18 protein-coding genes are annotated in these 22,250 nt (G+C 46.0%); 17 read left to right on the plus strand and 1 reads right to left on the minus strand.

Features of this window, described 5'->3' with window-relative positions; genetic code table 11:
- Window positions 1–93 precede the first annotated feature (93 nt).
- The 14 genes from GCU39_RS07700 to GCU39_RS07750 all read left to right on the plus strand — a co-directional run bounded on the left by GCU39_RS07700 (window position 94) and on the right by GCU39_RS07750 (window position 16,033).
- Window positions 94–786, plus strand: coding sequence for an ABC transporter ATP-binding protein (locus GCU39_RS07700; protein WP_227793607.1), 693 nt, complete (start codon window positions 94–96; stop codon window positions 784–786).
- Window positions 783–1,568 (plus strand): ABC transporter permease, encoded by a 786-nt coding sequence (locus tag GCU39_RS07705; protein WP_152392977.1) that lies wholly within the window; start codon window positions 783–785, stop codon window positions 1,566–1,568. Before GCU39_RS07700 ends, GCU39_RS07705 begins: the two co-directional genes overlap by 4 nt.
- A complete protein-coding gene (locus GCU39_RS07710; protein WP_152392978.1) occupies window positions 1,565–2,323 on the plus strand; it encodes an ABC transporter permease in 759 nt (252 codons plus the stop codon). Before GCU39_RS07705 ends, GCU39_RS07710 begins: the two co-directional genes overlap by 4 nt.
- Window positions 2,324–2,505: 182 nt before the next feature.
- Window positions 2,506–2,643 carry a hypothetical protein gene (locus tag GCU39_RS31410; RefSeq protein ID WP_193727018.1) on the plus strand — a complete coding sequence of 46 codons (138 nt, stop codon included), beginning with the start codon at window positions 2,506–2,508 and terminating at the stop codon, window positions 2,641–2,643.
- Between the two features lie 43 nt (window positions 2,644–2,686).
- On the plus strand, window positions 2,687–2,872 hold the full coding sequence (locus GCU39_RS31415; RefSeq protein ID WP_193726814.1) for a hypothetical protein: 186 nt from the start codon (window positions 2,687–2,689) through the stop codon (window positions 2,870–2,872).
- 233 nt (window positions 2,873–3,105) lie between these two features.
- Window positions 3,106–3,627, plus strand: coding sequence for an LptM family lipoprotein (locus GCU39_RS07715; RefSeq protein WP_152392979.1), 522 nt, complete (start codon window positions 3,106–3,108; stop codon window positions 3,625–3,627).
- A gap of 469 nt (window positions 3,628–4,096) precedes the next feature.
- On the plus strand, window positions 4,097–6,355 hold the full coding sequence (locus GCU39_RS07720) for a glycosyl hydrolase family 95 catalytic domain-containing protein (RefSeq protein ID WP_152392980.1): 2,259 nt from the start codon (window positions 4,097–4,099) through the stop codon (window positions 6,353–6,355).
- Window positions 6,356–6,373: 18 nt separating this feature from the next.
- Window positions 6,374–8,704 (plus strand): helix-turn-helix domain-containing protein, encoded by a 2,331-nt coding sequence (locus GCU39_RS07725; RefSeq protein ID WP_152392981.1) that lies wholly within the window; start codon window positions 6,374–6,376, stop codon window positions 8,702–8,704.
- Window positions 8,705–8,842: 138 nt separating this feature from the next.
- The gene (locus GCU39_RS31830; RefSeq protein ID WP_227793481.1) at window positions 8,843–9,031 is read left to right on the plus strand and encodes a hypothetical protein; all 189 of its coding nucleotides are present in this window, start codon (window positions 8,843–8,845) and stop codon (window positions 9,029–9,031) included.
- Between the two features lie 38 nt (window positions 9,032–9,069).
- Window positions 9,070–10,506 carry an extracellular solute-binding protein gene (locus GCU39_RS07730; RefSeq protein ID WP_227793482.1) on the plus strand — a complete coding sequence of 479 codons (1,437 nt, stop codon included), beginning with the start codon at window positions 9,070–9,072 and terminating at the stop codon, window positions 10,504–10,506.
- A gap of 74 nt (window positions 10,507–10,580) precedes the next feature.
- Entirely contained in the window at window positions 10,581–11,552 is a 972-nt protein-coding gene (locus tag GCU39_RS07735) for an ABC transporter permease (RefSeq protein ID WP_152392982.1), read from the plus strand.
- A 13-nt stretch (window positions 11,553–11,565) separates the two neighbouring features.
- Window positions 11,566–12,462 carry a carbohydrate ABC transporter permease gene (locus GCU39_RS07740; protein WP_152392983.1) on the plus strand — a complete coding sequence of 299 codons (897 nt, stop codon included), beginning with the start codon at window positions 11,566–11,568 and terminating at the stop codon, window positions 12,460–12,462.
- A 31-nt stretch (window positions 12,463–12,493) separates the two neighbouring features.
- On the plus strand, window positions 12,494–13,618 hold the full coding sequence (locus tag GCU39_RS07745; RefSeq protein ID WP_152392984.1) for a glycoside hydrolase family 88 protein: 1,125 nt from the start codon (window positions 12,494–12,496) through the stop codon (window positions 13,616–13,618).
- 177 nt (window positions 13,619–13,795) lie between these two features.
- Window positions 13,796–16,033 carry a chondroitinase-B domain-containing protein gene (locus tag GCU39_RS07750; RefSeq protein ID WP_193726815.1) on the plus strand — a complete coding sequence of 746 codons (2,238 nt, stop codon included), beginning with the start codon at window positions 13,796–13,798 and terminating at the stop codon, window positions 16,031–16,033.
- A 276-nt stretch (window positions 16,034–16,309) separates the two neighbouring features.
- On the opposite strand, the gene GCU39_RS07755 is transcribed toward GCU39_RS07750, so the two are convergent.
- The gene (locus GCU39_RS07755) at window positions 16,310–18,571 is read right to left on the minus strand and encodes a PQQ-dependent sugar dehydrogenase (RefSeq protein WP_152392986.1); all 2,262 of its coding nucleotides are present in this window, start codon (window positions 18,569–18,571) and stop codon (window positions 16,310–16,312) included.
- A 440-nt stretch (window positions 18,572–19,011) separates the two neighbouring features.
- Between GCU39_RS07755 and GCU39_RS07760 the strand changes: the two genes are divergently transcribed.
- From GCU39_RS07760 to GCU39_RS07770, 3 genes are all read left to right on the plus strand, one after another.
- Window positions 19,012–19,386: a VOC family protein gene (locus GCU39_RS07760; protein ID WP_193726816.1), complete on the plus strand. Its 375-nt coding sequence runs from the start codon at window positions 19,012–19,014 to the stop codon at window positions 19,384–19,386.
- Window positions 19,387–19,916: 530 nt separating this feature from the next.
- Window positions 19,917–20,486, plus strand: coding sequence for an RNA polymerase sigma factor (locus GCU39_RS07765; RefSeq protein ID WP_152392988.1), 570 nt, complete (start codon window positions 19,917–19,919; stop codon window positions 20,484–20,486).
- Complete coding sequence (locus GCU39_RS07770; protein WP_152392989.1) at window positions 20,483–22,036, plus strand: DUF4179 domain-containing protein; 1,554 nt, start codon at window positions 20,483–20,485, stop codon at window positions 22,034–22,036. Before GCU39_RS07765 ends, GCU39_RS07770 begins: the two co-directional genes overlap by 4 nt.
- Window positions 22,037–22,250: the final 214 nt, after the last annotated feature.

The raw sequence follows: 22,250 nt of genomic DNA on the forward strand, positions 1-22,250 counted from the left end.
AAACAGCATGATAACCGAGATGTAACTTTGCTTCTTTATAATGAGAACCATAACAGAAAGGGAGTGTTATGGTTGCTTACAATTAATAAGTTGGTGAAACATCGCGGAACTGGGGTAATCCTATCAGGTATCAGTTTTAAAGCTAGACCAGGCAGAGTAACTGGTTTTTTAGGTCCCAATGGGGCAGGTAAAAGTTCTACACTTCGCATCCTCCTTGGATTAGATCGTGCCACCTCAGGGAGTGCACTAATTCATGGCAAGCCATTCGCAGAATTACATAATCCTCTAACAACAGTAGGCGCCGCACTTGATGGATTTGGAGCCCATCGTATGCGAACAGGACGGGCACATTTGCGTTGGATTGCTCGTGCCGCAGGATTGCCTCGTTCACGTGTCGAGGAAGTTCTGGAAATCGTAGGACTTACGAATGCAGCTGGGAAAAGGGTTGGGAGTTATTCCCTTGGTATGGGGAGAAGACTTGGAATGGCAGCTGCACTTCTTGGTGATCCCGAAATATTGGTCTTAGATGAACCCGTCAACGGGCTCGACCCACAAGGAATTCGCTGGATTCGGACATTTCTACGTGAACGTGCTGCGTCTGGTAACACGGTGTTGCTATCCAGTCATCTCATGGGAGAACTTGCAGAGACTGTTGATGATGTGGTGATTATTAATCATGGAAAAATCGTTGCAGATGGAACATTGGAAGAAATAATAGGTAACCATTCTACGCTGGAGGAAGCCTTTTTTGCCCTGACATCTGAACATGCAGGTGATGTTCTATGAGAGCATTCAACGCAGAATTATCTAAATTGTTCTCCCTGCCGAGCATTTGGCTTGCCTTTCTTATTGGAGCATTTGCCCCAGCGGTCGTTGCTGCCTTGGACAGTATAGCACAAAAAGAGGAGATAATAGCTGGAATTAGCACACGGTTATCAGAAGTTGGTTATATTGGGTTAGGTTTTGGTGTACAAGGTGTCATCATCCTTGGTGTGCTTGCTGTTAGCAGTGAGTATTTGACAGAGAGCAGCGAGTCGGGTGGAGGACAACAGATTACAACAAGTTTAACGGTTGTTTCATCACGACTTCATTTTTTGCTGGCAAAAGCATGCGCTGTGACGTTGATCAGCATACTGCTTTGTATTGTTGCTATGATGACAATTGTGCCAACAACGCATTTTATACTTGGTGAATATGCACCTGCATTTGAATGGTCTAGACTGATCGGTGCAGTTTGTTACTGGACATTCACCGCTCTTTTAGCATTTGGGATTACTTTGCTAACGAAGAATGGCATCATCCCGCTTGCTGTACTCATCATAAATTCATCCGTTGTATCATTTAGTGTCCTGCTTTCTAAGATTTCAAGGTTGGCGTTCTACTTACCAGATCGGGCTGGACTAGAAATGTTTATGTTTACGAGTGACACATTTCACACGCCGTCCACAGGCAGTTTTTTCGATAGATTTCACACCCCGTTCACAGGCGGTTTAGTCATGTTTGCTTGGGTAGCTGTTTTTTTCATTATTGCAGCTATTGTATTCCATAGGAGGGACGTTGCAGCATGAGTGTCTCTTCTGGTAGAAAGATAACACAAATCCTTGGTGCTGAACTGGACAAATTAGTAACATTACCATGGATATGGCTCACTCTAATTGGTACATTCATTCTTAATTTAGTTTTAGCCGCAGCTTTTACTGCTGTTGGTCTACAAGGGGCAGTAGGAACGCAAAGTATGCTGAATATAGGACTTGCTTCTATGAGATATCTTCAAGCAGGATTCATTATTCTTGGTATCCTAGCTACTTGTTCGGAGTATACTGGTGGACAGATTCGAACTACTTTAATTACGATACCTTGGCGTGGATTTCAATTATCCACGAAGCATTTGGCATTGGCGTTAATAACAATTCCAGCGGCTGTTATTATTGCTGCATCAGGTGTACTTTATACTTTTATTAGGATGAGAGACACAGCAGTAGGGTTTGAAATAGACAAAATGATAGAAGCATTATTAGGTGCAACAGGCTATCTAATATTAACCACACTTCTCAGCGCGGCTATAGGTGCTATTTTAAGACGAACCACTCCTGCTTTAGTGGTACTGCTTGGTTATTATTTCGTTGTCAGTCCATTGTCGAGAGATTTTCTATCTAGGTTTAAAAAGTATTTTCCGGATACGGCAGGATATTATATGTATATACCGCCTTCACCTGATGAAATAAATGTCCTTACACCAATGGAAGGGACAGGTATTTTAATGTTATGGACACTGATCTTTATTACAGTAGCAATTGTATTTTACCGTAAACGAGATGCCTAAGTTTAGGTTTCATTAGTTTGACATAATAAGGAAATTAATTGAACATATATGCTTAAAAGTCGCGTAGTTGCGGCTTTTTTTGTTGTAACGATATATGTTCTTGTCATTTTGCGATGACAAGAACTTGATCCGATTCCCGCTTCGTGACAGTCGCAGGCATATTTTTATGGGGAGGCATTATTATGGCCTTGTTCGACTTGATATCGAATTTCAAGATGAGTGCGATGGCGATCGCATCATGCGTCGGGGCGGTGAGTCTGGCTGCCTTGTTCGCCACGTATCAATGCTGCGCCATCATTTATAGACATCCAGCGCTATAAATTTGAAAATATAGATGAATGGAGATTGGGCCGAAGAGTTGAGGTGAAAGGAGATCTCAGAAAATATGGAGCGGTAGAGAGGGATGCGGATGGCCGGATGTTTGTCGTAGAGGCAGGTGTCACGATCGAAGGAAAGACAGGGAAGCTGATTTCCGTAACGATAAAGCCAAAGACAGACAATCAGAAAAGGGAAGTCGTTAACAGACAAATGAGGTTTGAGCAGAGATAACATATATAGGGCATGACATATTGCGCTACAATCAAGGACCGCCCCCTGTTGCATGCGAATTTTGGCGCCTTTTGTAAATATTTATCAAAAAAAAGCTGGTAATTGAGTGACAAATACTGTATTATACTTTTTTGGGGGAATTTTCAAATGCGAGGTTATTCGAGGTGGGAATATTTAGGTACTAGCAGCAGTTGAATTTGCATAATACATCAAAGGGAGAGACTCAATTAACAATGAAAAAGATATTAACATTTGTATTAGTTATTTCTATGGTTGCGATCCTTGCAGCATGTGGTGGGAAAGACACCTTAACAGTTTTTAAGAGTGGTGACAACAAGTTTCAGGTAAGTGCCTCTAATAGTTGGAAAGATGCGGACGGCCAGCTACATCCAGATAGCGACCTTCAAATCTATAATCCTCAAAAAGAAAAATATTTCATGGCTCTACTCGAACCAAAAGAGGATTTCACCGATTCTTCACTACAAAAGTATTATGATATAGTTACCGAACCATTCGTTTCTTCATTAGACACTCCAAAGCAAGGAGATGTAAAAGAAGTTACGATTAATGGGAATAAGGCGCTACAATATACGCTTGAAGGTACTGCAGACAATGTAAATGTTGCTTATATAGTCACCGTTATCGAAACACCTACACATTACGGTCAATTGATGGCTTGGACGCTTAAGAGCAATTGGGACGGATATAAAGATGAATATACGAATTTGATCAACAGTTTTAAAGAAGCAAATTAATCCCCGACCTCTTTTGACCTGTATAGTTCTGAAATACCCCATTAGCATGATACATAATTATAAATAATAGCCTTTCTTTAGGGGCTGACTAATACGTCACTAAAAAGTAAAAGCAGATGGAGATAAACGCACAGTTTAACTCCATCTGCTTTTTAGTTTTTTGGGGCTATTGAAAGTAGTTAGGTGGATGTCCGCTACTTTTAATATATTGTGTGCAATTTTTCTTGGGTTAAACGCCCTTTATTTTTGCGTAAAACGGATCGATTTCTCTATTATTATCGCCAGGTTTTATGCTACGATATTATCCACAACAGAGAATGACATATAAAGGTAAATTATATCTTATCATACATTTTTGGTGCTACGAATTGAGTTTTATGAAAGCGAATACATATCTAGTGAATAGAATGTAGGAAATTGAGGGGTCATCATTGCAAACACGTATCATCCCATTAAAGGAGGCAAAACAATGTGTTTCCGGACAGATATCCATTGGCCATCATTTCTATCGCGGCATGACATGCTGTGGAAGACCAAGCCGATTAGCTGGAGCGAAGGAGCTTTTATCGGAAATGGGCTTCTTGGAGCCATGATATATAGCGAAGAACACCGTGATCAACGTCATGTGCTCAGATTTGTGCTCGGACGTACGGACGTGACAGCTTCGCGCACAGGTGGCCCCAATAACTTTCCCGTACGGGTGCCTATCGGAGAGCTGGTATTAGAAATGGAAGGATGGATCTATCAGCCTTGCGAGATTCGGATTGACTTGTGGAATGCAGAAATGCGGGCGTTTATCCCAACAACGAAGGGAGAAGTAAGGTTACGGGCTTTGGTTCATGCCATATCACCTATTTTGTTCATTGAACTTGACACCGATGAAGGAGAACAAGGGGCGATAATGAATTGGTACGCCTATCCTGAACTGAGCCCGATCTTGAAAAATGCGGATGGGATAAATTTGAATCAATATATTCCCGACACTGCCGTAGAGAGGAACGAAGAGCAAGGAATTTACTACGGTGTTCAATACTACGGCGGAGACGAAGGCTGCACAACGGCATGGAAGTTCCATGATGTCGAAATGAACAGGGAGAATGGGGAAGATGGCGAGCATGGCGCCGAATACCGACGTAAGTGCCTACTGACCGTGATGAAAGGAGTTTCCGATTCGGATCGTGAAAAGGCCGCCCAGGTGCTTGAAGAGATCAATCTCACAGAGTCCGGGTTAACTTCATGGATTGCTTCTCATCGTCAGTGGTGGCATGATTATTATCCCGCAAGCTTCATCTCGATTCCGGATATGCAGCTCGAGAGCTTTTACTGGATTCAGATGTATAAGCTGGCTTCCGCAACGAGAAAAGATCAGCTGCCCATAGATAATCAAGGCCCGTGGATGACGTCAACGCCGTGGCCGGGACTTTGGTTTAATATGAACGTCCAGATGAGCTATTCGCCAATGTATACCTCGAATCGGCTAGAACTAGGACAATCTCTTATTTCTTCGCTCCGGCAAAATGAGAAACAATTGATACATAACGTTCCTGAACCGTTACGCAGTGATTCGGCCGGCCTCGGGCGGAGCAGCAGCTATGATCTGAACAGTCCGGTCGATGATGAAATTGGAAATTTGACGTGGCTCCTGCACAACTGCTGGAGACATTATCGATATGCGATGGATGAGGAGCTGCTTCGTGACTTCTTATATCCGCTCCTTCGGCGCAGCATTTGCTTGTATTTGCATCTATTGGAGGAAGGGCAAGACGGCAGGCTTCATCTGCCTCACATGGTATCGCCTGAATATGGCTCCTTCAAACAACTCACTACCCGCGATTCCCATTACGATCTTTCGCTATTGCGCTGGGGTTGCGAAACGTTGCTGCAGGCATCGGAGAGGCTCAAGATTAAGGACTCGCTTCAGGCGCGATGGAATGAAGTTCTTGCCCGTCTGACGCCGCTTCCGGTTGATCCGACCACAGGCTACAGAATCGGGAAGGATCTCGGCCTCGAGTTCGGCCATAGGCATTTCAGCCATCAGCTAGCCGTATTTCCGCTGCACATTGCCGGTCATTCAGAGGAAGAACGGACAGTAGCGATCCGTACACTCAGACATTGGATCGCCATGGAAGGTGATCTTCGCGGATTCAGCTTCACCGGAGCGGCTTCGATAGCGGCATCGCTGGGCCTTGGCGATGAGGCGCTCGGCTATCTGCGCACCCTGATGCACTTCATGACACCGAATACGATGTATAAAGAAGCGGGACCCGTCATTGAGACGCCTCTAGCTGGCGCGGAGGCGATTCATGATATGCTGCTCCAGAGCTGGGGAGACCTGATCCGGGTATTTCCCGCCGTTCCAGGCGAGTGGCAGGATGCCGTTATTCACAATCTGCGCGCTGAAGGCGGATTTCTTGTAAGCGCCGTCTACAGCGCCGGACGGACGGAGTTCATTCGGATTCGTAGTCTAGTGGGTGAGCCCTGCCGCATACGTACCGATCTCACTGGCTTAGAACAGGGATTTATGATTGAATCGCAAGGGAAAAGTCTGGACTACAAGTTGCATGAGGACCAGTCCATCGAAATATCGCTGGTACCAGGTGAGGAAGCGGTTATCTACGCAGCAGACGGCAGACAGCCCGGAAAAATTGCACCGATACCGGCTGAATCTGGCATGTGCAATTTATTTGGAGGGAAGAAACCTTGGCGATTATACGGATTTCCCAAATAAGCCCCGGGAGGGAATCGGATGATGTTCAAGCAGCTGCGCAAGTACAACCGAAGCGTGATTGTAACCTGGTTGGTTTCCTATATCACCGTTCTTATGGTACCGACGCTCATCAGTTTTGTCATGTATTCGATCTCGTTCAACCAGGTCAAGGCCGAGACCAGCCGGGCGAATGATCTACTGCTCGAGCAGATGGAAATGTCCATTGACAGCAAGCTGAAGGGTCTTGATCAACTAAGCCTTGAAATCGCGTTAAACCGTAACATATCGAGCTTCTCCAGTATTGATTCTCCGCTGTTGGACGCGCACTACTATGATCTGTTTCAAATTTCGGAGAGTCTGAGAACCTATAAGAACGCCAATGATTACATTGATCAAATCTATGTGTGGTATACGAATAGTGACACAGTCATATCCACTTATGATCATATGAACAGCGAAGGTTTGTATCAAAAGCTGCGCCCCCAGCAAAATACGACTTTCGAGGCGTGGAACGGCTTATTTGAACATAAATATGTAAACGCTTATACACCGATGAAGTACTGGGATGACGGCACGGTGGCCCCGGTGGTCGTATTCGCACGCTCACTCGTCTTCAACATGCCAGGCCAGCCGCCTGCCATCGTCTTATTCGTCATGAAGGATGCCAAGTTAATCGAGAGTGCTCCTCGGTATCCGGATGCAAGCATGTTCATTCTGGATGCGGAAAACCGCTACATCGCTGCTCCGGATCATTCCGGAACACTGCCGCAGCGGCTCGGATACGAAGAGCTTCAGGGGCAACGGGGGATGGTGTATAAGGAGGTACAGGAACATCAGGCGGCAGTCTCCTTTATTACGTCCAAAATTACGGGCTGGAAATACGTATCCGTCGTACCGGCAACCCTGTTCAACGAGAAAATGGAGTATATGCGCAAGTTGACCTGGATCAGCATCGGGCTGTGTTTTTTGGTCGGCGGCGTCATCTGCGTCCTCTTTCTGCGTAAAAATTACATGCCAATCCAAGTCATGCTGCAGAGTCTTTCCCATAAATTCGGATTGCGATTCGACGGCGGTTCGAGTGAATATTCCTTTTTGCAAGGTGCTATCCATGATTATTTTACGGAAAAAGAAGATATGCGTGCCCGCTTGGACAAGCACCGGAATACGATCCGCGCCCATCTGCTCCGCAGACTGCTGAAAGGGGCTTTAGAGCAAGATGCACTCTTGCATGAATCGCTAGCCGCTCATCACATCCGGTTTTTGTCCGAACGGTTTGTCGTCATGCTCATATCGGTGGATGATTACGGAAAATTCGAACAATACGGCTCGGAAGACCTCTCGGATAAAAAACAGCAAATGCTGCATTTTATTCTGACAAACGTGCTGGAAGATACATCAGCAGGCGAGGCTCTGGTATACGCCACAGATATGAATGATATTCTTGCATCGGTTGTGAATTTCCAAAACAGCACTTCTGTAGAACAGGAAGAGCGGATCCTGGAGCGCATTACGGCACAGATTCGTGAATTTATGCATGAGCAGATGCAGGTGAATCTGACGATCGCGGTTGGTGAAGTTCATTCCCACATCTATGGCATTACGCAGTCCTACCAGGAGGCACTGGATGCGCTTGAATACCGGATTGTACTTGGGAGTGGGCAATTCATCCGATATGTGGATACACATGTGAAGCATGCATCGGGACATCATTATTATTATCCTCTAAGCGTGGAACAGCAGCTGATTTATGTGGTGAAAAGCGGGAATTATCCGAAAGCGGAAGCTCTGCTTGAGGATATTTTTAGGGAAAACTTCTCGGGTCGCCCCGTATCCGTACCTCTTGCAAAATGCCTCATGTACAACCTGGCTAGCACGATGCTGAATACACTCGATGAGGTGAGCGTAACAAGCAAGCGTATGCTAGAATTGCATCTCCTCGATGTGGAGCAGCTGCTCGCATGTGAACATGTGCTGCAGATGAAGGAACAGATGAAGGGCAAACTGAAGCAGGTCTGTGAATGGATCCTAACCGAGAAGAGGGATCATCACCGTTATTTAATTGAAGATGTACAGTGTTATATCGCGAATCAATTACATGACCCCAATCTGAATATTTCCATGATCGGGGACGCCTTCCGAATGACCCCTTCTTACATATCGCGCCTGTATAAAGATCACACGGGCGAGACGCTGCTCGATACGATTAACCGTTCGCGTCTTGCCGAAGCTAAGGATCTCCTACAGGAACACAAGTTGACAGTCAATGAAGTTGCTGGTCGCGTAGGTTATGCGGATGTCAGCACATTTGTGAGGACGTTCAAAAAATTCGAAGGCACCACGCCTGGAGCATATCAAAAGGCGGCAAATTAAGCGATGCAATTAAAAAAATCACAGGCATTTTACAAATTGCCTGTGATTTTATGTTTTGTCTATGTTCACTTCTGCGGATTTGTTGAACAATAGGCATCGAGTACTTCATTTAAACAATCCTGAATCGGAGGAATGGGGATGGCGCAATATTTTCAGCTAAGGAAAAGCTTGTTCAGACCATTGAAAACGGGAGTAACTGGCATCCTGCTTATGAGCTTGGTACTCGCGGGATGCTCCCAAGAAGAGAGTAAGGGGGGACGGAAGCAAAATCGAACCTTCAGGAAGGCAAAAACGCTGCATCAGTTCTCGGCACGTCGTATCCGCTGAAGAGCAGCGAGGGGATTACCTCTTGGGAAGCCCTAAATATGAATGCGGTTACATTTTTTCCGAATCTAGCCGATACGCCATTCGGCAAAGCGCTTGCTGATAAAACGGGCGTTCAAGTGAAGTACATCCATCCGAATGAGCAGCAGACCAAAGAACAATTCAATCTGATGATTGCTTCGGATGAGCTTCCAGATACGATCGAATACGACTGGACGGGACGAAGTGCGGGGTCTTATCCCGGAGGACCGGAGAAAGCAATCAAAGACGGGGTGATCTTGGAGCTGAATGACATCATTGACAAATATGCGCCGAACCTGAAGAAGAAGCTGGAAGAAGACAAGGAACTCGACAAAATGGTGAAAACGGACAGCGGCAAATATTATGTATTCCCGATGATCCGTAATCCAGCTGGGCTTGTATTCCGCGGTCCGATGATCCGCAAAGACTGGTTGGACGATTTGAATCTCCCTGTGCCAACGACGATTGATGAGTGGGAAACCACGTTAAAGGCGTTCAAGGAGAAAAAAGGCGCGAAAGCGCCGCTTAGCGTAACGTACACAGGCGGGAACTTTGAAATTCGTGATGCCTTTATCGGAGCGTATCATACGTCCAACACTTTTTATATTGGCGATGAAGGGAAAGTGAAATATGGTCCCGTGGATCCGGAGTATAAAGAATTCTTGACACTGTTCCGCAAATGGTTTGCGGAGGGCTTATTCGATAAGGACTTTGCCCTTACCGATTCGAAGGCACTGGACAACAAGATGTTGACAGGTCAGACCGGCGCAACGGTGCATCAACTCAGCGGCGGGATAGGCAAGTGGATGGATGCGATGAAGAAGCAGGATCCAAAGTTTAAACTCGTGGGTGCTCCATATCCATCGTTGAATAAAGGCGAGATTCCGTTTATTGGACAGCGGGATTTCAAATACAACCCGGGCGCCAGCAAAGCCATAACGACAGCCGCCAAAAATCCGGAGTTGGTTGCGAAGTGGCTGGATTACGCCTACAGCGATGAAGGTGCTATGCTGTTTAACTTTGGCATCGAAGGTGAGAGCTACACGATGGAGAACGGAACCCCTGTCTACACCAATCAGATTAAAAATAATGAAAAATATACCCTGCAGCAGATGGTATCGATCTACGCCAAGCCGAATGGTCCATACGAAGTAGATTCGCGCCGTAACTGGAACACATACCCCGAGCAGGATGAAGCCGTTAAGATTTGGTCCAATACCGAAGCAGAGAAGCATATATTACCGGCTTTCCTGACCCCGACGGATGAAGAAAGCAAGGAGCTCGGAAAAATCATGACGAACGTAAACAATTATAAGGAAGAGATGTTCGTGAAGTTCATCGTCGGTAAGGAAGCAATCGAAAACTACGATCAGTACGTTGCACAGATCAAGAAGCTGGGCATCGACCGGGCGGTCGAAATCTATCAGAGTGCATTGGATCGTTATAACAAGCGATAATGATGCCGGTCCGGAGGGAACGGTGACAGAAGCCTCTCTCCGGGCGGCAGATTGATCATGAGGAGTGACAAGGCATGGCAAAACATCCGTCTCAAGTAGAGCATTCGACCCGGCTGCCTTATGCCCGTACCAAAACATTAGGCCGGTGGGGACTGCCGAAAGATATCCGGAAAAACCCCTGGTTGTATATCATGCTGACCCCCGTACTGTTGTACTTCACCGTATTCAACTACTATCCGATGTACGGGGCCCTGATTGCTTTTAAAGATTTTTCCCCGCGGCTCGGCATTATGGGCAGTCCATGGGTTGGTTGGGAGCATTTCGAGTCTTTTTTTCAAGGAATCTACTTCTGGCGCATTATCAAGAATACGCTGTTAATCAGCATTTATGAGCTTATTTTCGCTTTTCCCGCACCGCTGATTCTGGCCCTTTTGTTAAACGAAGTGAGGAAAACGTTGTTCAAGCGCACGGTGCAGACATTAACGTATATGCCCCATTTTATCTCGCTGGTTGTCGTATGCGGCATTATCAAAGAGTTTACGATGAGTGACGGGATCATTAACGATCTGTTTTCGTTTTTTGGCTGGGAGCGGGTATCGATGCTGCTTGAATCGGAATATTTCCGGACTATCTTTATCTCGTCGGGGATCTGGCAAAATATCGGGTGGGGAACCATCATTTATTTGGCAGCGTTGGCCGGTATTGACCAGGAACAGTACGAAGCAGCCCGAATGGACGGGGCAAGTCGCTGGAAGCAGATGCTACATGTGACTTTGCCGGGAATCCTACCCACAATTATCATCCTCTTCATCCTCGAGATGGGCAGAATTATGAATGTCGGAGGCGAGAAAATCATTCTACTCTATAATCCGTCCATCTACGATACGGCGGATGTGATCAGTTCTTATGTATACCGAATGGGACTGCAGGAATTCGATTACAGCTTCGGGTCAGCCGTGGGACTATTCAACTCTGCGATTAATTTTACGCTGGTCATATGCTCCAACTGGCTAAGCCGGAAGATGAACAATACAAGCTTGTGGTAGGGGGAATGATCACATGAGGCGAGGAAGAGAAGGAGCAGGAGCATCCACCCTCGGGAAGATCTTTGATGTCTTTAACTATACCTTTTTAACGGTATTAACGATTTGTACGCTGTATCCTTTGGTTTACGTGTTATTCGCTTCTTTAAGCGAGCCAACCTTATATATGCAGCATTCAGGGATTTTGTGGAAGCCGCTGCATTTCAACTTGAATGCCTATCGTCTGGTTTTCGAGAATCCGATGATCATTCGAGGATATATCAATACGTTTATCGTGCTTGCAGGCGGTCTTGTGCTGAATATGATTCTTACAGCCTTTGGGGCATATGCGTTATCTCGGAAAGGACTTCGGTACCGCAAGCAGCTCATGTTGTTTATCGTATTTACGATGTTTTTTAACGGGGGACTCATTCCTTTATATTTCACGGTAAAAGGGCTCGGGCTGACGAACACGTTATGGTCATTGATCATCCCGCAGGCGATATCGGCATTCAATCTGATCATTATGAGAACCGCTTTCGAAGCTGTGCCGGACAGCCTGGAAGAATCGGCGAAAATCGATGGGGCGAATGAGTTCGTGATCCTGTTCCGCATTATGATTCCGCTGTGCATGCCTGTCATGGCCGTCATGCTGTTGTATTACGGGGTCAGCCACTGGAATTCATGGTTTAGCGCGATGATCTATGTACAGGACCGTTCCCTTTACCCGCTTCAGCTCGTCTTACGTGAGTTGCTGCTGCTGAATGATGCCAGCTCGATGGCTACAGGCGCAACCGGCGGGGACGTCGCGATGATCGGTGAGACACTTAAACACGCGACTATTATCGTGGCGACCGTTCCGATTCTGTTCGTATACCCGTTTTTGCAAAAATATTTCGTCAAAGGTGCCATGATCGGTGCCATAAAAGGTTAAACAATACAGGAAAAATCTAGGAGGTCATGTGATGAATACGTTTGCGACTGGAAGTGATCCCAAACGCGATGAATGGTGGAGGCAGGCTCAGCAAAAAGTTGACCTCTTAATAGCCAAAGGACCAGAACTGGCTCCGCATGCCGCGAAGGGCGGGGAGTATGATGGATTGACGCTGGACAATTGGATTTCAGGTTTTTGGCCAGGGATGCTATGGATCTACTATGACATCACACGGGATGAGAAGTACCGGAACGCCGCATGGGAATGGGATGTCCGCATCGAGCGGCTGATGCTTGAAGAGAACCGTTTCCATCATGACGTCGGTTTTCAATTTCTGCCGACCTCCGTTCTGAAATATAAGCTAACTGGCGATCCAGACGGTAGACGGAGAGGGTTCGCAGCCGCCAACTTCCTAGCCGGACGCTTTAACTTAGCTGGACAATATCTACGGGCATGGAACAAGGATTTACCGGGCTGGGCAATCATTGACTGCCTCATGAATTTGTCTATTCTATTCTGGGCGGCAGAGGAGAGTGGTGATCCGCGGTTCACCCATATTGCCAAAGCGCATGCTGATATGGCGCTGAAGCATATGATTCGACCCGACGGATCCACATGCCATATCGCTGTGTTTGATCCTGCAAGCGGCGACCTGCAGGAATATAAAGGGGGGCAGGGATATGCACCGGATTCCTGCTGGTCAAGGGGGAATGCTTGGGCGTTGTACGGTATGGCGAATACGTACCGGTATACGGGAGATATCAAGTACCTGCATGCATCCCAGCAGGTTGCCCATTACTTTATAGCCTCTCTACCGGAGGATCATGTTCCGCCTTGGGACTTCCGTGTCCCGAACCAGGAAGCGGAGCCGCGAGATACTTCCGCTGCGGCAATAGCCGCATCTGGATTGCTCGAGCTTGCTGCCTTAACCTCTCCGGAAGTAGGGACCGTGTACCATCAAGCCGCTGTGCGCATCCTTACATCTTTATCCGAGAAATATTCAGCATTCCGTGACACTGGCCATGAAGGCATTCTGTACGGCGCGACAGGTCATAAGCCGGAGGGGGTTAATATCCACGTGTCCTTGATTTACGGGGATTATTATTATGTAGAGGCGCTGGCCAAACTTCGCGGCTGGTCCCATCGTACATTTTAGCATTTTATTTGATGAAAAATGAGGTGGAGTGTATTGGATACGCTATTGACAAAAATGTGGAAATGTCGATATTCCGCTAGAATCTGCCTGGAATTAGCATTCCTGCTGATCCTGGGATCACTAACACTACAACCATCACATGCTGTGGGAGCCACAATCGAGACAGGAGGGGACGAAATGACACTAGATAAACTGGTGGTAAGTGGCATCACGGCCAGCTCATCCCAGCCGAATACCAATTTCGTACCTGCCAATGTATTGGACGGGATCTGGGGAGAGGATGAGGTCAGCCAGCAAAGTCGCTGGTCGGCATCCGGACAGGGAGAATGGCTTCAATTCGATCTTGGGGAGGCACAGAAAGTAACCCATGTGAAAATCGCCTTTTTGAATGCAAGAGAACGACTTTCGAGCTTTGATATGACAATATCTGATTCACCCGATTTCAGATCGGGAATGACCGTAATGCACAAGCAGTTCAGTCGTCAGCTTCAGGCTGAAGACAGCATTCTGCAGACCTACATGATTGATAATCCGGTGAAGGCCAGATATTTGCGTCTTACCGGTTATGGTAATAATGCAAGCGGAAGCTCGGGCAAATGGAACAGCATCATGGAAGTAGAATTATATACGGGAACCCTGCCAGTGACGGGGGAGCCGAATCTCCCTCCTGCGGATGCAGGGAATGTCAACGAAGGCGATGTAGAACCTCCGGTACTTAAGCATATTAAAGTCCAGACTGCGAAGGAGCTGCAGCAGGCGCTGGACCAGGCGGTGAGCGGCACATGGATCGAACTTCAAAATGGAAGCTATGAACAAAACGGTCCATTTGTGATTCAGAAGAAGAACGGAAGTGCAGCTTATCCGATCCGCATTACGGCAGCAAATCCCGGCAAAGCGGTAATCACAGGCAACAGTTACATGCATATCGAAGATTCAAGTTACGTCGAGGTGGGCGGACTTAAGTTCCAGAACGGAATCGGGGATGAAGCAGGTAACCAGTCGCTGATTGAGCGAGGTCTTGCTAACCGGACGCTGACCGGTGTCCACCCAGGTGTGCAATTGCAGAGTGCCAGCCACATTTCTATTCTCGGCAATACGTTTGCTCTAGACGAGACCAACCAGCCGTATAGGTTCAAGGTGGATAACCGTTCCGTATGGTGCCTAGTGAATGTCGAAGGAAGCTGCCGGTACGGCGACAGCAGCTATGAACCGAGCGCCGAAGTGTACAACGGTCCTACGCCATATGAAGACAATAACTTGCTGACGGATAACGGGACGAACCGGCATTATATCCGGGTTGAAGGGAAGAGCAGCCATAATCGCATCGCTTATAACGACATTGGGCCGAAGAAGGGCTTTGGCGCGGTAGTGATTTATGACGGAGAGGGGCACAGCGGACAAAGCATCTCACAATACGATGTCATTGAATACAATCATTTCCATGATATCGGTCCGCGGGTCAGTAATGGTCTGGAGGCGATCCGACTTGGACTATCTAGTCTATCCCTGTATTCCGGCCATGTGACCATCCAGCATAATTTATTTGACGGGTTAAATGGGGAAGACGAAATTATTTCGGTGAAAAGCAGTGATAACATAATCCGTTATAATACGATACGCAACTCCTATGGTGGCATCGTATCACGACACGGCAACCGTAACAGCTTCTATGGCAATTTTATACTCGGAGACGGCAAAACACCGGGCCTCAGCGGTTTCCGCATCTATGGCAACGATCACAAAATCTTCAACAATTATATGGAGGGGCTAACCGATAAGGTTATTCGTCTTGACGGCGGTACGCATGACGGGGGGCCTGAAGGTGGAACGAATCCAACCGTACGGTGGGGAGGAGATAAGGAGCAAACCGCTGTGCTGAACAGTCTTCCAGAAGAGGAAAGAACAGAGCTCTTGCGTGGGCACTGGAGACAGTACAACGTCCAGATTTTCCACAATACGATTGTCAATGTAGGCGACAGCACTCCTGCGATCACGCTTGGCGGAAGAACCTATCAACCCGTAGGAACGAAAATATACAACAATCTAATCTTCAGCAATGCAGGCACGATCTTTAATGAAACCACTGCAATGATGAAAGCTCCGGCAACGGAAAGACCTGAATATAAAGGCAATATGGTTGAAGGAATTGCATCAGCTTCGAACAATCCCATTGTGGGCGGAACGGTCAAAAAAGTAGATCTGCGGTTGGTCCGCGGTATAGACGGATTAATCCGCTTGTCCATTTACAGTCCTGCCATTGATGCAGCCGTCAGCCCCTTGTTCACGCTGGATGACATGGATGGGCAGATGCGGTATTCGCCAGATGTGGGTGCCGATGAATATCATGCTAGCGGATCTAAGGAGAACCGCCCGCTTATGACTGCAGATGTGGGTCCTGGGGCTTTATGGAAGTGATTCAAACCAGCCCGATCATTTGGTGGTGACCGGGTTGTTTTGATAAATTAAATAATTGTCGAGGGACAATAACAATGTAATATTAGAAGCCGCTAATTATGCGGCTTTTTATTTTTATGAGATCAAGTTCTTCTCAAATCACGATGACAAGAACTTGATCTCTTCCCGATATGATCTCATTGGCAGCAGGCAAGTTGAATTACCCAGCTGCATCTGCTGGCGATTTTACGGGAAAGGGGAGCGTGGTCTGCATTGCTTTTTCTCATTCCTATTTGGCTAGAAGTTAGGTACCAGTCGAATAAGTTTATCAGGGGTGCCGTCACCGTTTTTGTCGCCATTGTTACTGGTGACGAAATAGAGTGATCCGTCTGGCGCTTCGACAATGTCGCGAATACGACCGTATTTATTCACGAACAAGTAAGTTAGATCACTGCTCTTGATCGTAGGTTGGCCGTTCTGCTCTCCAATGATCATGCGAATGATCTGTTTGCCTTTTAAATTGGTCACAAGTAGATTTCCCGCCCATGGCCCTTGCGTTACAAAGGTCATGCCCGAAGGCGCCCAGGTCGTGCCATTCGCATAAATGAGCGGAGGCGTAATGCCAGGTTGATTCTGGTTCCCACCCTCATATTTAGGCCAACCGTAATTGTTACCTGGTTGAATGTAGTTAATCTCATCTTTAGAGGATTCACCGTGCTCCGAAGCAAAGAGACGGTTCGTTCCAGGCTGCCATGCTAATCCTTGAGGATTCCGGTGCCCACGGCTATAAATTGGCGAGGAGGCATACGGATTATCACTCGGAATGGTGCCGTCCAAATTCAGACGGAATATTTTCCCTCCAAGGTAAGTAAGGGTATCGTCTTTGTTGCCGTAATTACCGTCACTGAAATACAGCTTTTTGTCTGGGCCTATTTTCAGCCGACCGCCATTATGATAGACCGCACCAGGAAGATTCGTTATAAGGACTTTGTCTACTGTAGCGATGTTATTATTCTCTTTCAATCGAACGACCTGATTAGCAACTTTGTTGTCTGATGTTTTGTAGGAATGGTAGATATACATATAATGATTGGTGGTGAAATTAGGATCGAGAACCAGGCCCAATAAGCCGCCTTCGCTCTTAGGCATGTAATAAAAAGGCGAGCCCAGCGTAATGACTGGCGTGGATTTCAACTTCCCGTTCACGATGACACGAACTCTGCCGCTGTTGCGTTCGGTGAAGAAAATCCGCCCATCCGATGCAAAATCAACAGCCCATGGTGTTTCCAGGTTGTTAGCGACAATCTCTGGCGTGTAAGGTTCGGAAGAGGCGGGGTTGGTTTTAACTGACAACGCAGTGCTAGCTGCAGAACTATTTCCTGCTAAGTCCCTTGCTTTTACGGTGAAAGTATACGAGCTATTTGCTGAAAGTCCTGTTACATTAAAAGATGTCGTAGGCGTGTTTCCAGCGAGTGTGCCATTTGTATAAATGTCGTACGCATAGACGCTGACGTTATCTGTTGATGCCGTCCAGGTTAGATTGACTGATGAAGATGTTTTGCTCGGACTTTGAAGTCCTGTCGGAGCGGTGGGGGCTTGCGAATCGGTTTGGTTTGTCGTTTTAACGATGAGAGGGCTGCTGGGATTGGATATATTTCCTGCCGCATCTTTGGCTTTGACCGTGAATTGATAGGTGGTATTCGGCGTTAATCCGGTAAAGGTATAGGTCGTAGCTTTGATATTCGTTTGCGTCAGGACATTATCTTTGTATAAATCATAGCCTATTACGCCAACATCATCCAGCGATGCAGTCCAGGATATGTTCGCAGTGGTATCCGTTACTTGGTTTGCTACCAAGTTGGTTGGTTCTGTAGGTGGGAATACATCACCGGTAGCATTGACTTTTACTTTGTCAAAGGTGGCCGTGACTAGGCTGGAACCATTATGGCTCGTGACAGCCAATCCTACATACAATGAAGCGTTCATCGTAAGAGTCAAGTTGCCTAAATCGCCCCAATTCAACCCGTTGTTGGATACATATCCTTTGATCACATTGCCTTTGCGTTCAAGTTTTACCCAGGCCGGGCTCGTCGAAGCAATTTTAACACTCTGAGATGTTCCGCCCGTCTCAGCCCGGTACTGGAATGTGAACCCGTTGGAAGGCGTCAATAGCAAATCGACATGTTTGGAATTGGCATTCAACGTTTCCCTTATCATGATTCCCGCCTTCGCAAAGTCGTGTGAATTGGTCTGAGAAGAGACAAGGGCAATGATAGCGCCATCTCCCGTCCAGGGCTGATAGAGATAATTGAACTGATCCGATTTGCCCCAGATGTCTGTGCCAGCACCGCTTACGGTAAATTGATCAACCCCCGGATCGTAAGAAGCGCTGCCTGGTAATGCAGGAGAACCGATATTTTGTTGCTTCCACGGATTCGGTACAGCACCTGCCACAGTTGCGACTTCAACCTCTGCCTCGGCGAAGCCTGATGTAGGTAATAAAGCGAGTAACATACAAAAGCAGAGAATCAAAGCCATCATTTTGCTTCGTGTAATCATTGCTACACCTCCCTTTTTGATTTTGGTATGAAATCCTCCTCCCCCAAAAAAGTTAAACCGCTTATACTTTCGGTCTATAATTTACCATATTCAAATAAAATAGGAATTAATTACGATGTAAATAAATTTTACTTTTTTACAAGTATCCGATGCATTCGTTTATTCTCTTTCTTGTGATGCTCCTAGTCGTGCTACGCTCGGACGTACAAGTCGTTTGATATTAAAGTTTACTGGTATTTACGGATATGGTTCTGATGGTAATTCTGATGCTGCGTAATGATCAGCTGCCGTTTTTATTGAAGTTACGGACAGGATAGTTCAGAAACTATTCTTAATTCATTGCCCAATTATGAAGTCCTATTTTTGCACATATGGTAGATTATGTAGGTATACATTTTCTTTTTTTTGAAAAATCAATTGATTTCAAAGGGAGTGGAGCTATGTTAGTACCACAGCTTTATTTGAATGGCGCTTGTTCTGAAGCAATCGAACTTTATAAAAAAGCCTTTAGAACCGAAACAGATTCAATGATGTATGACACTCAAAAAGATCCTGAAAAATTCGTCATTCACGCTGAGATGCATATTCTTGGAACTAGGTTAATGCTCAGTGACTTTGGCGGGACAAATGAGTCCCAAGCTGAATCTACTATGGAAATTGTCGCAATTTTTGAAAACGAGGAAGTTTTAAGAGAGGCATATCAAATAATAAATGATAACAGCAAAACAATCACCCCAATAGGCCCAATTTTCTTCAGTCCATGTCTAGTCTCATTTATTGATAGGTTTGGCGTTAGATGGTGTTTTATGGTATAAGCGTGGTTGATAAATCATTACACTAACGGGACATGATAGTTTAATAAAAGTTTCATATGTGGCAAGTGCAGCGGCTAAACATGCAGATTAAATTGAGGTACGAAGGAGAAATGTATGTCAAAAAAAATCATAAAACGTACCTTTGATATTATTACGATAGGTTCAATCATGTATGTTATATTTTTGGGTTACTATATATTTTTTGATAAACCTACGACTCCACTCGAAATCACTTCACTTTATATAAATATGGGGTATGCTTTTCTTGCACTATTTATTATTTTGCTTATAAGAATTTTTGCAAAACACGAATAAAGACAAATGTCGTGATAAGAACTATATGCTTAAAGTCGCGGAGTTGCGGCTTTTTTTGTTTTAACGATAACGTCCGAATAGACAGATTCATGTATGATCATTTGTGTATCCCGATACGCTTTGAATTTTTTTGAAATTTTACGAGAAATAAGTGAACCGAAATCCGGTTCTTTACGCCTTATGTATATAGAGACAAATGAGAGAGGAGAAACATCATGGAAGTGGAGAATGAACAACGGCTAATGGACGAGATTAGGCAGGGGAATAAAGACGCTTTCCGGACATTGGTGAATCCGCTGATTCCGAAGGCTTATCGGACCGCATATATGATGCTGCAATCCAAGCCGTTGGCGGAGGAAGCGGTACAGAACGCACTAATTGAATTGTATTCGACGATCGTGAGCGGCAAAGAAATTAACAGACTTCATGGTTGGTTTAGTCGGTTGCTAGCTAACCGGGCGATTGATATCGCGAGGAAAGAGCAGGGTAATAAAATTATCGTTGATATCGATGGCATGGAGATTCAGGACGCAGCTTCTACACCGCTTGAAAATTTGCTCAAGAAGGAACAGTCGGAGCGGCTGTTCGAGTCGATCATTACACTGGAGCTGCATCAGCGGATCGTTGTCGGGTTGTATTATTTTCAGGAACTAAAGATTGAGGAGATCGCCAGTCTTCTAGACATAAAAGAAGGTACGGTCAAGTCCCGGCTATATCATGCCAGACTAAAACTCAGTGCTGTGCTTCAACAGGCACAAGGGCAGGCAAAGGAGCTGACGATATGAGTAGAAAATGTGATACAGATTTGAAAGCAGGCTTAGCGCAAGCGCTGGCAACGATTCCGGTCCCTCAATCATTGTTTCAATTCGCGGAGGAATTGCCCGGCAAATTCGATCGAGGCGAACTGGAGCTGGATGGAAATCCGAAGATTGAATCGCAACCGATTGTATCTAGAAGGTCCAAGCGTCGGAAGATTCCTGTCGTCTTCAAAGGCACGGCAGCAGCGGTAATCTTAGTGGTAACGTTCTTTGCAGGTGTGACCATGTCTCCTGCTTTTGCATCGCTCGTCAGAAGTGTGCCTGGCATCGATATCGCTATCGATTGGCTGAAGCATATCCGGGAGCAAGACGGAGTTCAGACTGCGATGAACCACGACTATTTACCGATCGATCCGGTGACGACGAAGTTAGACGGCACAATCATTACGATCAGCGACATCTATCTGACGGAAGAGGAGCTGCTTTTCAAAAGCTTCATTCAGACTGACGCATTCGATTTAACCGATGGGAGCAGTCCGGTATCGATTTGGATTTCTCCCCTCAATACCTTGGCTGGTCAAGGATCGACGACCTCTTCGTCTGTCATCACGGCTGCCGATGGCAGCGGGAAACCAGTGCTTCAGGAAACGTATAAGTATCAGTTGTTCGATGGCGTTGTTAAGCAGTTTTTAGCGCAGGGCACCGAACTTGAGCTAGAGGTTACCAAAAGAACTTTAATCGATGAGGGACATAAATTAGATATTCAGCAAATGGGGATTATGAAAGTGTCGATTCAGCCTGACAAGCTGCTGCACAATAAAGTGCTAGAACCGAAGCAGGCGCTGCCTATTGGTGATTCTGATCTGAAGGAACTGAGCTTGGAAAAGTTGACGATTCAACCGACGACGATGAATCTGATTTTGAAAGGGCCTGAGGGATGGTATTACGAATTTCCGAGAGACGATGAGACTGCCCCGTATTTGAAGGACGATCAAGGCCGGGAGTATCGGTACGATCCTTCAGGCTCCGGACTCTTGTATTATGAGGGCGGACAGCTGCAATTGCCGTTCTCATCGTCCGTTTATTTCGAACCGAATGTCCGTTCATTGACCCTTCATATTGGAAGTCTCCGTGTAGGCGAATTCGAGCCAAGCGAGAAGCTGGATTTGCCTTTAAACGGCGAATATCCGCGTACGATACATTTTAAGAATAAGGAGATCGTTATCGAGGGGGCAGACTACGTGCCTGAAGGGTATCTGCATTTGAAAATCAAAAAAGACAGTCCCGAACAGAAGAGGCTGAAGGGCGTATCTTTTGGCATCGCTCAAGAGGAGAATCTTACAGAGAAATTCGATAAAGAAGGAACAGAAGCTTACGATGCTTACAGGAAAAAACAAAGAGAGGACATGAAGTCCTTCCATGTGAACGGCTTCGGCATCGCCGAGGATAACAGCAAGTCGGAACATCTGAACGTCTATATTCTAGCGCCCAAGCTAGACCAGTATACGCTCACACTGTCCCGAACCGGAGATTCGATTACGGTGAACCGGGATTATACGGTTCCGTTGAAGCCTTGATCAGCAAGGCATAAATCAGAAACACGCCTTCAATGGCGTGTTTTTTTGCTATTGCATAATTAAATCAATTTCATAATTGTTACATCACCCCTAAAGTTACGAACAAAATATTTGGGGAATATTTAAAAAGATTTATTTAAAATAAATTAAAGAAGTTAATAGAGAGGACTTCATTAGCGAAAATTCAATGAAAGCGAAAATGCATTGAATGGTT

Source organism: Paenibacillus guangzhouensis (assembly GCF_009363075.1).
Classification (GTDB): domain Bacteria; phylum Bacillota; class Bacilli; order Paenibacillales; family Paenibacillaceae; genus Paenibacillus_K; species Paenibacillus_K guangzhouensis.

Bases quoted from the DNA above. Each gene is read 5' to 3' on its own strand.
- GCU39_RS07730 (WP_227793482.1), top strand. From the start codon at position 9,070: ATGAATGCGGTTACATTTTTTCCGAATCTAGCCGATACGCCATTCGGC.
- GCU39_RS07725 (WP_152392981.1), top strand. From the start codon at position 6,374: ATGATGTTCAAGCAGCTGCGCAAGTACAACCGAAGCGTGATTGTAACC.
- GCU39_RS31830 (WP_227793481.1), top strand. From the start codon at position 8,843: ATGGCGCAATATTTTCAGCTAAGGAAAAGCTTGTTCAGACCATTGAAA.
- GCU39_RS07740 (WP_152392983.1), top strand. From the start codon at position 11,566: ATGAGGCGAGGAAGAGAAGGAGCAGGAGCATCCACCCTCGGGAAGATC.
- GCU39_RS07750 (WP_193726815.1), top strand. From the start codon at position 13,796: ATGACACTAGATAAACTGGTGGTAAGTGGCATCACGGCCAGCTCATCC.
- GCU39_RS07770 (WP_152392989.1), top strand. From the start codon at position 20,483: ATGAGTAGAAAATGTGATACAGATTTGAAAGCAGGCTTAGCGCAAGCG.
- GCU39_RS07735 (WP_152392982.1), top strand. From the start codon at position 10,581: ATGGCAAAACATCCGTCTCAAGTAGAGCATTCGACCCGGCTGCCTTAT.
- GCU39_RS07710 (WP_152392978.1), top strand. From the start codon at position 1,565: ATGAGTGTCTCTTCTGGTAGAAAGATAACACAAATCCTTGGTGCTGAA.
- GCU39_RS31410 (WP_193727018.1), top strand. From the start codon at position 2,506: ATGGCCTTGTTCGACTTGATATCGAATTTCAAGATGAGTGCGATGGCG.
- GCU39_RS07720 (WP_152392980.1), top strand. From the start codon at position 4,097: ATGTGTTTCCGGACAGATATCCATTGGCCATCATTTCTATCGCGGCAT.
- GCU39_RS07755 (WP_152392986.1), bottom strand. From the start codon at position 18,571: ATGATTACACGAAGCAAAATGATGGCTTTGATTCTCTGCTTTTGTATG.
- GCU39_RS07715 (WP_152392979.1), top strand. From the start codon at position 3,106: ATGAAAAAGATATTAACATTTGTATTAGTTATTTCTATGGTTGCGATC.
- GCU39_RS07745 (WP_152392984.1), top strand. From the start codon at position 12,494: ATGAATACGTTTGCGACTGGAAGTGATCCCAAACGCGATGAATGGTGG.
- GCU39_RS07765 (WP_152392988.1), top strand. From the start codon at position 19,917: ATGGAAGTGGAGAATGAACAACGGCTAATGGACGAGATTAGGCAGGGG.
- GCU39_RS07705 (WP_152392977.1), top strand. From the start codon at position 783: ATGAGAGCATTCAACGCAGAATTATCTAAATTGTTCTCCCTGCCGAGC.
- GCU39_RS07760 (WP_193726816.1), top strand. From the start codon at position 19,012: ATGTTAGTACCACAGCTTTATTTGAATGGCGCTTGTTCTGAAGCAATC.